Annotated in this window: 12 protein-coding genes and 1 pseudogene; 5 read left to right on the forward strand and 8 right to left on the reverse strand. The window is 68.0% G+C overall.

The window, feature by feature from the left end; genetic code table 11:
- Positions 1-21 precede the first annotated feature (21 nt).
- On the reverse strand, positions 22-411 hold the full coding sequence (locus OC490_RS41095) for a hypothetical protein (RefSeq protein ID WP_262063149.1): 390 nt from the start codon (positions 409-411) through the stop codon (positions 22-24).
- Positions 412-597: 186 nt separating this feature from the next.
- On the opposite strand from OC490_RS41095, the gene OC490_RS41100 reads away from it, so the two are divergent.
- Positions 598-924 carry a hypothetical protein gene (locus OC490_RS41100; RefSeq protein WP_262063150.1) on the forward strand — a complete coding sequence of 109 codons (327 nt, stop codon included), beginning with the start codon at positions 598-600 and terminating at the stop codon, positions 922-924.
- 7 nt (positions 925-931) lie between these two features.
- Complete coding sequence (locus tag OC490_RS41105) at positions 932-1,183, forward strand: hypothetical protein (RefSeq protein WP_262063151.1); 252 nt, start codon at positions 932-934, stop codon at positions 1,181-1,183.
- Positions 1,184-1,224: 41 nt separating this feature from the next.
- On the opposite strand, the pseudogene OC490_RS41110 reads toward OC490_RS41105, so the two are convergent.
- From OC490_RS41110 to OC490_RS41120, 3 genes and pseudogenes are all read right to left on the reverse strand, one after another.
- Positions 1,225-1,865, reverse strand: a pseudogene (locus OC490_RS41110) (transposase family protein); the annotation flags it as partial.
- Between the two features lie 149 nt (positions 1,866-2,014).
- A complete protein-coding gene (locus OC490_RS41115; RefSeq protein WP_262063152.1) occupies positions 2,015-2,329 on the reverse strand; it encodes a hypothetical protein in 315 nt (104 codons plus the stop codon).
- Between the two features lie 8 nt (positions 2,330-2,337).
- A complete protein-coding gene (locus OC490_RS41120; RefSeq protein WP_262063153.1) occupies positions 2,338-2,847 on the reverse strand; it encodes a SigE family RNA polymerase sigma factor in 510 nt (169 codons plus the stop codon).
- A gap of 197 nt (positions 2,848-3,044) precedes the next feature.
- On the opposite strand from OC490_RS41120, the gene OC490_RS41125 reads away from it, so the two are divergent.
- Positions 3,045-3,437 (forward strand): hypothetical protein, encoded by a 393-nt coding sequence (locus OC490_RS41125; RefSeq protein WP_262063154.1) that lies wholly within the window; start codon positions 3,045-3,047, stop codon positions 3,435-3,437.
- Between the two features lie 606 nt (positions 3,438-4,043).
- Here the strand turns inward: OC490_RS41125 and OC490_RS41130 are convergent.
- Positions 4,044-4,169 (reverse strand): hypothetical protein, encoded by a 126-nt coding sequence (locus OC490_RS41130; protein ID WP_262063155.1) that lies wholly within the window; start codon positions 4,167-4,169, stop codon positions 4,044-4,046.
- Between the two features lie 208 nt (positions 4,170-4,377).
- Between OC490_RS41130 and OC490_RS41135 the strand changes: the two genes are divergently transcribed.
- Complete coding sequence (locus OC490_RS41135; RefSeq protein ID WP_262063156.1) at positions 4,378-5,736, forward strand: HEAT repeat domain-containing protein; 1,359 nt, start codon at positions 4,378-4,380, stop codon at positions 5,734-5,736.
- Between the two features lie 174 nt (positions 5,737-5,910).
- Here the strand turns inward: OC490_RS41135 and OC490_RS41140 are convergent, their stop codons facing one another.
- From OC490_RS41140 to OC490_RS41150, 3 genes are all read right to left on the reverse strand, one after another.
- Positions 5,911-6,435, reverse strand: a complete 525-nt coding sequence (locus OC490_RS41140) for a hypothetical protein (RefSeq protein WP_262063157.1) — start codon at positions 6,433-6,435, stop codon at positions 5,911-5,913.
- 471 nt (positions 6,436-6,906) lie between these two features.
- Positions 6,907-7,116 carry a hypothetical protein gene (locus tag OC490_RS41145; RefSeq protein WP_262063158.1) on the reverse strand — a complete coding sequence of 70 codons (210 nt, stop codon included), beginning with the start codon at positions 7,114-7,116 and terminating at the stop codon, positions 6,907-6,909.
- A gap of 166 nt (positions 7,117-7,282) precedes the next feature.
- Positions 7,283-7,924 (reverse strand): hypothetical protein, encoded by a 642-nt coding sequence (locus OC490_RS41150; RefSeq protein ID WP_262063159.1) that lies wholly within the window; start codon positions 7,922-7,924, stop codon positions 7,283-7,285.
- 185 nt (positions 7,925-8,109) lie between these two features.
- Between OC490_RS41150 and OC490_RS41155 the strand changes: the two genes are divergently transcribed.
- Complete coding sequence (locus tag OC490_RS41155; RefSeq protein ID WP_262063160.1) at positions 8,110-8,718, forward strand: hypothetical protein; 609 nt, start codon at positions 8,110-8,112, stop codon at positions 8,716-8,718.
- The last annotated feature ends 231 nt before the right edge of the window (positions 8,719-8,949 follow it).

Below are 8,949 nucleotides of genomic sequence, written 5' to 3' on the forward strand. Positions count from 1 at the left end.
GCACGGGGCGCAGGTGGGGGCTCAGGCGCCGCCGTAGCCGGCCGAGTGGTCGTCCCGGTCCTCGGTCGCGTACAGGGCGGGCCCGAGACGGGCGGCCAGTGCGTCCCCCGCGATGTGTGTGACGGTCACCGTCCCGTCGTCGTTCGACGTCAGCTCCGCGTAGTAGCCCAGGGCCATCCAGTCCATCGGCCGGTGGAAGAAGAACTCGACGGTGTCGTCCGGGTATTCGGCACGCAGCAGGGGAAGCAACGTCTCCGGGTGGTACTCGGCACCCTTGCCACTGAGCACCACGACCACGTGCCCCACGTCCACCCGCCACACCCGCACATGCGCGTAACCGTTCCAGCCCTCCGCGGACTGCCAGGGCTCCTCGTCGCGGACCAACTCGGGATAAACGCCCTCAACTGCCATACGACACCCCGTTTCCAGCCACAGCGGCTATCAGAACAACCATGCTCAGCACGGCCCGCACGGAACCCTCCGCGAGGATGAACGCTTCTTCTGGTCAGCCGGTCGTTCGCTGATCACACACGGCGGTGAAAAGCCGGCGCGATCGGGTCAACTCCCGTGCGTACTTTCGAGTACAGCGTGGGCGGCATGACAGTGAAGATTCCGACGGGCTGTGTGTTCACGCACATCATCCGAGGCGGCGGCCGGAAGATCAGCTACCAGAACGCCGGAGTCGACTGTGCTTTCGTCGGCGCGCTGAGCAGCGGTTTCTGCAACTGGCGTATCGACTTCACCTATGCCGACACCGAAAACCGGACGTACCGTACATCCCGCGGCACGACACACACCGAGTGCAAGATCGACCCGATGCGGAACAACTCTCCCCAGACGCTGCCTCGTTACGGAAAGGCGTGCGCCCGCCTCTACGTCGGCGGAACGCGTCGCGTGAGCCAGTGCCACAACATCACGAAGTGAGTTGTTCATGATCGAGCAGAACAAAGACCAGGATCCGGACCAGGCGTGGAGAGCACGGCGGCACCGCGCGGGTGTCACCGCGTTCCTTTCGGGTCTCCTCGCCGCGCTCGCCTTCTTCGCCTTCTTCCCCGGGCTGCCGCACGTCATCGACTGGGGAGCAATCCTCGTGTCCCTCGCCGTGGGCGGACTCGCCCAATGGTGCTGCCAGTCCTGGATCAGCAGAGCGGCAAAGGCGAAAGCGAAAGCCGAACACATGTGACCGGCTGCACCAGCGGCCCCGGCACTGAGCGTTTTCCATCCTCAGGCTGAGCTGGCCTGACGGAGACAGAGGACGGCTTGGACGAGGACCGTTATGCGGGTGGTCGAGCAACGGAGTTTGCGGAGTAGCCGCCAGGACTTGAGGATGGCGACGGCTTGCTCGACGAGGGCCCGGATCTTCGCATGGGATCGGTTGACGGCCTGCTGCCCTGTGGAAAGCGTCTCCCACCGGCCGCGGCAGGGAACACGGACAGTGCCTCCGGCGCCCTGGTAGCCCTTGTCGGCCCAGCAGTTGACGCCGGCTTCGGCGAGAGCCTCGACGATGCCGTGCTCGCGGGCTGCACGAATATCGTGGACGGCTCCGGGCAGAGCCGACGAGGCCCACAGCAGACGGCCGGAAGGATCTGCGATCACCTGCACGTTCATCCCGTGTTTCTTGTGCTTGCCCGAATAGAAGGGTCGGTCGGCGGCGATCTCCCCCAGCCTTCGGCCGGGAGGTGCCCCCAGTCGATCGGCAGCGGTGTCCCGTCCAGCAGGACGAACGCCTTCATCGACGCCGCCCGAACCACCTCGGCGAGCGTCGGGGCGGGGGCGGCCAGGATCTCAACCGCCTCGGTGACGTAGCGGTAGGCAGTGGTGGTGCCGACGCCGAACCCGGCCGCGAACTGGACATACGGATGACCGAGGTGAGGCCAGAAGCCGCAACGGAGATGATCTTGAGGCTGTGGCGGTCAGCTGGTACAGGTCCCGGTCGCGTGCGGAAGTGGAACGCGGAGGCCGTGTGGATCTACCTGGACTCCACAGCCTGATGCCGGGGCGGCCCCGGCGACTGTCAGTCTCCGGAGGGAAGGGGCTCTGCTGCCGTGCGAGCGGGTTCGGGTGTGTGCGGCGTGGGGTGGGCGGTGCTGGCGGGGGCCAGGGGAACCGGAGCCCGTTCGCCGCCCAGCCAGGACAGGTTGACGGCCACGGCGGCCATGGAGGCCACGACGATCAGTGCGCCGGCTGTGGCGAGCGCAACTCGTCGGCGGCGGATCCGGAAGCCGCCGACGACGGCCGCGTCGACAACGCTGGGCAGCGCAGGCTCCGGATCGGCGCTGAGGACTGCCTGGAAGGCCGCGTGCAGAGCGTCGTTCTCGTGCTCATTCATGGCCGGTTTCACCTCCTGGTCCCTTCACTGTCAAAGCCTTCGACGATCTCGCGCAGCCGGGCGAGCCCGCGGGCGCTCTGGCTCTTCACCGTTCCCGGACTCACCCGCAGTGCGTGCGCGGTCTGCTCGACGGACCAGTCCTCCCAGAATCGCAGGACCAGCACGGCCCGGTAGCGGGGCGCCAGTTCCATCAGGGCTTCTTGCATCATCAATCGCAACTCCGGTGCGCCGGACACGTCCGAGGGAAGATCGGGTGGCTCGCTCACCGGCTCCTCACGCCAGCCTCGCTTGCGCCACTGGTCGATGAAGGTACGGGTGAGGATGGTGCGAGCGTAGGCATCCGCATTGCCGTCCCGGCTGACCCGTCCCCAGGCCGCGTACAACTTCATCAAAGTCGTCTGGGTCAGGTCCTGTGCCTGGTGCCAGTCACCGCAGAGCAGGTAGGCGCTGCGACGGAGCTGCGCCTGCCGCGCCTCGGCAAAATCCCGGAACTCCCGTTCCCGGGCCGTGTCCCTCACTCTTCGCCGGCCTCTCCCTCGCGCACCACTCCACCTGTCATACATACGGAGAGCGGCCCTCTGGGGTTGCACGGTGCGGGCAGGAGAATTTTCCCGCCGCACCGTGCAACCTGACCACCGCCCGACTCCGTACCTCTCTCCCGAAAGGGCTCCCCCGTACAGGTGGGAGTCCGGCGATCCGAGGAAGAGGCACACCGTTGTCGAAGCACCGCAAGTTCTCGAATAACCGCCGCGCGATGTTCAGCGTGGCCGCCGGAACCGTTCTGGCCGCCGCGGGGATGGTCAGCGTCGCCAGCGCCGCGACCCCGGCCACTCACGCGAACCCGGTCCCGGCCACCCAGGCGGACCCGGTTGCCGCCACCCACGCGGACCCCGTTGCCGCCACCCACGCGGACCCCGTTGCCGCCACTCAGGCGAACCCGGTCCCGGCCACTCACGCGGACCCGGTTGCGGCCACCCACGCGAACCCCGTTGCGGCCACTCACGCGGACCCCGTTGCCGCCACCCACGCGAACCCGGTCCACGCCAAGTCTGTCGCCGAACCCCTCTCGTCGCTGAGCGCGGCCGAGCGGGCGAACGCGGTGGGCTGAGCCCCACCCCGAGGAGTACGCACGCCTCCCCGAGAGCCCCGGGCTTTTGCCCGGTGCGGGAGGCGTGCTGCTCCGCACGACCCGCCGTGGACCTCGCTGCCCCTCGGAGGGGTAGCAACGTGCCCTGGATGAAGATCGGGCGCCCCTGTGGATCGGCGCACTGGGGTTGCAACCGGTCCTACGTCACCTCTACTCCCGCCACTCCCGCCACGTGTGCCGCCGCGAAGCTGTTGCCCCCGCACACTCGCGTGCCGCCCCCGCCCAGGGTGCGAGCACGTTCGTGCCGCGGGTGAAGAACTCCACCGGTGGTCCGGGGTCGGTCGTAGAGGATGCGGCGCGGGTCGGGCCGTGAGCTGTTGCGCGGCTACACGAGAACGTCGGTGGCCACGTCCTCCGGGTGAGCTGTGGCCTCGCCCTCCAGACGGTCCTTGGGTACAGCCGACCAGGCACCGGTCCGTGATGAACAGCAGGGCGCTGGCGCCCGGGGTGACCCGGACACGGCTGATCTCGTCGTGGCTCGGACGGTGGTTGGGGTCGGCCGACCGTCAATCGTGAGCCGCCCGTCATCGGTGAGGCGTCCGTCATCGGTCGTCGGGCCGTCGTCGGTCATCCGGCGCATTCCAGGTCCTCCTTCCCCGTGTGGCCGAGGGCGACGAGGTCGACGTAGCCCGGGACACCGAAGCCGCAGGCGAACGACAACGGCCCGGCGTCGACCAGCGTGCGGGTCACCATCTGCTCGTCTCGGGACCACCGCAGATCGCCTGCCCCGCGAATGTCCTGGCCGGCAAAGGTGCCGGTGGAAGTACCGGTGTCGTTACTCGGTTGCGAGCGAGGTGGAAGTCCACGCAAGGTGGCGGCGTAGCTCGGCCTGCCTTCACAGCAACTTGTGGGCTCTCCTCGGCGGCGGGCCGGCGATGTGATGCGACGTGGGGGACGGAACGTGGGCGAGGCGGGATTGGACAGTCGGCTGAGATCGGCGGTTCGGGCGGGGGACGCCGAGGCGGTACGGGATCTGCTGGATCGGGGCGCGGATCCGGACGCGGTGGACGCGGGCGGGCTGCCGGTTCTGTGCGCGGCCGTGGCGGCTTACGACGCGCCGGTGGCCGAGGCCTTGGTGGAGGGCGGTGCGGATCCTGACCTGGTGCTGCCGGACGGGACCACGCCACTGTGGCGCGCTGTCGACGGTGGCTCTCCGGCGGTCTTCTCGGCGGTGCTGGGCAAGGAGCCCCGGCTGCGACTTCCGGAGGCCGACCGCGAACGGCTGCTCGCCCTGGCCCGCGACTGGTACGAGACGGGCGCGGTCGAGGAACTGCGGCGCAGGACGGATGCGCCCGGTCCGGCCTCGACGGTCCGCGTCCAGGACTGCGAATACGACTGGGTCGATGCGGTCTCACTCGGCGACCTGACCGTACGAGCCGGCCACGGAGCCGTCCTGACCTCACTGGAGTGGGCCTTCCGCATCCTGACCCCCGTCGACGAACTGGTCGCCCGCGCTGTGGAGCAGCCGAACGAGGACCATGTGACCTGGTCGACGGTCTGCTGGATTCTCACCGAGCGCCGCAGCTTCGAGACCTGGTCGGCCGTGGTGGCCCATCGCCACGACCGTGAACCGGCGCAGCGCCGGTTCGTGGTGGACTACCTGCGGATGCGGGGGTTCCTCGACACCAACCCCTACTACGAGAAGAAGGAAGCCGAACTCCTGGCCGCCTGGGCCGCCGAGGAAACGGACGGTGAGTTGCTCGCGAAAGTGCTCGACGCCTACACCGACCGCGACCATCCGGGCCAGGAAGCCATCGGCCTCCGCTACGGCGACCATCCCGACCCGCGCGTACGACGCGAAGTGCCCTGTGCCCTCGCCACGGGCGGCGTTCCGCGCACCCCGGCGGCCAGGACCGCCCTGCTCACCCTCATGCGCGACCCGGACGCCGAGGTGCGGCTCAGGGCGTGCACGGCGAGCCTGCGGGACGACGACGACCTCCTCCCGGAGATCACCCGAGCGCTGCTCCTGCTGACCAAGGACCCGGACCCCGGCCCACGAGGCGCGGCAGCGGCGGCACTGGCCAGCTCCCGGGACCGTACGCCCGCCGTCGCCGACGCCCTGGCAGGACTGCTCGACGACGACGACCAACTCGTACGTCTGGAGGCCGCCTACGGTCTCGCCCTGCGCGGCGACCCACGTACCGCCGAGGCGATCGAGCGGGTGGGACCTCTCGGCGACGGCTTCGAACACGACCACCGGGCCGACGCGCTCCGGCGGTGGCGGTGGCGGTGGCAGAAGGAGAACGCCCTTGACCGCTAGAGCCGTTGACGGGCAGGGCCGTCGACCGGGATTCCGCCGGTCTGCCTCTCCACCCCGTACAGGGACGCGATCTCCCCGTGCCCCAGAAGGTGAGGAAACTGCTTCGCGGCCATGACCGAGCGATTCGAGGACAGCCCTCTATTCGGCGATGAGCCGAAACCCATGATCTGATCCCTACTCCGCGCTCACGGAGACCCCCATCAGCGGAACCTCATTGGCTATTCGCAGCCCCAGGAATACCAGCAGTGCGCCGGGGAATCCGATCGCGGCGACCGCGATCAAATAGTTGATGGAGATCTGCTGCGCTTCGTCCCCGCTGTTCGCTCCCGCCATCGCCACCATGTACCGGGTGCCGACGTACAGCGCAGCGCCGATAACGAGATACCCGAGGATAATCAAGAGTCGGCCCAGTCGGTCCCGCCAGCCACGCCGGCGCGCACCGCGCCACAGATAGCGGCCGACCGTCAGTACCGTACCGCCGACAAAAAGGGCCGACATGCCGTTGATGATCGGCTTCAGTTGATCCTGGCGGTAGTCAGGGCCGGAACCACCGCTCAACTGATGGATGGCGTCGGTGCCGACGAACCCACGAATAACTTGGCCCAAGCCGAGCACCATCAGTCCCAGACCAGCGAGGAAAACGACCGCACCGGCAAACGAGAACAGGACGTTGGGCGGATTCCGGACAGGCGCTGTCATGGTCGGAGCATACTGGCGCGTCGAGTTCTTGAGTAGACACCCGACGGTCGTTCGCGTGCTCATCGGAATGGAGGTATTTGCGGGGTAGTTGATCTCTGTTCATAAGCTCGTTGTTGCCCGCCGAGAGAAATGTGGTCCGGGTAACCGCCAGAACATCTAAAGCCGGGGACCTGTGAAGTGGCGCTACAGAGACGGGCGCCCCGCCACTGCAAGGCGGCAGAATTGCCTTCGGTTCCGCCCCAATGTCCACCGCCACCCCGGGCTCCGTCGCGGCTGTGGAACAGAGCCATGGAACAGAACCAACCGGGCCACCCGCTTTACGTAGACGCGTCCTACGGCAGCAAAGCACTGGGCGACAACGGGTTGGGATACCGGGTGATGGGGTTGGCCGTCGATGCGCGCCGACCCGACTTCGAGAGCACGGCCGGCTCCGAGGCGACACTCCGTCGGGCATGGCCGCGGCTCCTGCCGTCAGTTGGTCATGGACGTGGATGCAGGGTCGGTTCTCGCCGGGAGCCAGGAGGCGGTCCCGGCGCGACCGCGGAAAGTGGCGACGGCGCCCTTGGCTACGGCCGGGCTGGCGGGGATCGACGCGACGTCCGCAGGCCGGAGGGTGGAGAGGCCAACGATGTCGGTCGTGCCGGTCGCCAGGAGGAGGCCGAGGAGCGCCTCGAAGTCCAAGGGCGATTTCTTGAGCACGAGACCCCGCAGCCGCGACCCGGCGCGGCCTCATTCTGCACAGCAGGCCCCAGAGGCGCCCGTACCAGGTGAACCGCATCGTCTACGAGGCCCGGTGCCGCATCGCGGCCCAGCTCGTACTCGATGCATGCCGCCCTGGTGTTGCGCGTCAGCGGTGGTCGACGTAGGCGACGAGTCCGCCGATGGTCAGGCCCAGCGCGCAGCCGCGGCGGAAGGATTCGTGGCGCATGCCCGGGGTGTGCTGGGCGTCGGTCATCGCGTACAGTCCGCGGATCCCCAGTTCCACGCCGCACAAGCACACGACGTGTCCGTGACGCAGGGCGGCGGCCTCCCACTCGGAGTCGTGGGGGACCCAGGTCCGGGAGTAGATCTCACCGTCGGGCGTCCGCAGTTCCAGCCGGGAGTAGGTGTATCCGTAGCACCGCTCCAGTTTTGGCTCTTCATCGGGTATCTCGTGCAGTTCCCATCCGGGGATCGAGGGCAGGTCGCAGAAGACCTCGGGCGGTAGGCGCCTCATGCCGAACAGGATGGCGCCTTCGAGCTGCGGTTCCTCGGGTATTTCGTCGAGCGACGCTCCCTTTGGCGCGATGTACCCGAAGTAGCCCACGCCCAGGGCCTGCCTGAACTCGAAGAGGGCGGTGGGCATGCGGGGTGTCTGTGCGGGATCGAGGGTGACTGTGCCTTCCGCGGTCTCCAGGCCCCCCAGGACGCACTCGAGCTGCAGCGCGGGGTCGTCGCAGAACAGGATCCGCCCGAGGTCGTCGACCTGTTCGAACTGATGCCGACTCATCTTCTTCAGCCCTCCGGTTGGTTGCCGTTCCGCGTCCGCGAAGCAGACGACCCAATGTTGAACCATTCTATTGAAGGATCGTTGAACGATACATACATTGGAGCGCCTGAACCATCAGGCCGACGGTCTCGTCGAGAGCAGGGGTGAGGGTGAGCGCGGAGGGAGCAGGCACAGGGCGGACAGGCGTGGCTTGGCGGGTGCTGGTGGGCGCCGCGAGCACCGGGGCAGCGTTGGCGCTGTGGGCGATCGTGCGCACAGCCGTCGTCGCGCACGCCCAGTGGATCGACGTGCTGTGCGCGCTGGCGATCCTCCTCGCCTGCGTGTTCCTGGGCACATGCTGGTGGTTGGACATCCGGTGGCTGCTGTGTGCGGTGTGCCTTTTCGGGGTGCTGTTCCTGCAGAACAAGGAACTGGATCAGCAGGCACTGCACCAGCACGGGCGTACCGAACACGTCAGGGTCCGACAGATTCAGTGGTCCGCCGGCGACGGCATGGGTGACAGCGCCCACCTCTACACGGTCACCGTCCTCGACGGCCCACCGCTGGCTCCGATCGAGGAGAACGGGCTCATGGGCTGGAAGTGGGTGGTGGGCGGCACTTACACGGTGACCGTCGATCCGCAGGGCCGTGCCCCGCTCAGGCGGGGGGACAAGCCCGGGCCTCCGGTGATCCAGCAGTTCCTGCAGATCCCACTCGTCCTCGGCCTGGCCTTCGCCCTGTGGCGGCCCGCAGGCCTGCTCCTGCGCCGACAACGCGTCCCGTCAGCCGGACCCGCCCAGCCACAGGGGCTGTGATCGAGCGGCGCCCCGGCGCCGACAATCGCATCGGCTCCGGTCCCGGGAGTGCGGATGGCCTGTCCACAACTCGCGCTCCGGGCACCCCGCAAAAGCAAAAGCCCCAGGTCACGGCGAGTGAGTCCTGAGGCTTCTACAGAGCCACCTTCGGGATTCGAACCCGAGACCTACGCATGACGAGACCGTGAGTGATCATGTCGTTTGGTGCCGTGCCGTGCTGCCAAGTGACGT

Source organism: Streptomyces sp. STR69 (genome assembly GCF_024519455.1).
Lineage (GTDB): Bacteria > Actinomycetota > Actinomycetes > Streptomycetales > Streptomycetaceae > Streptomyces.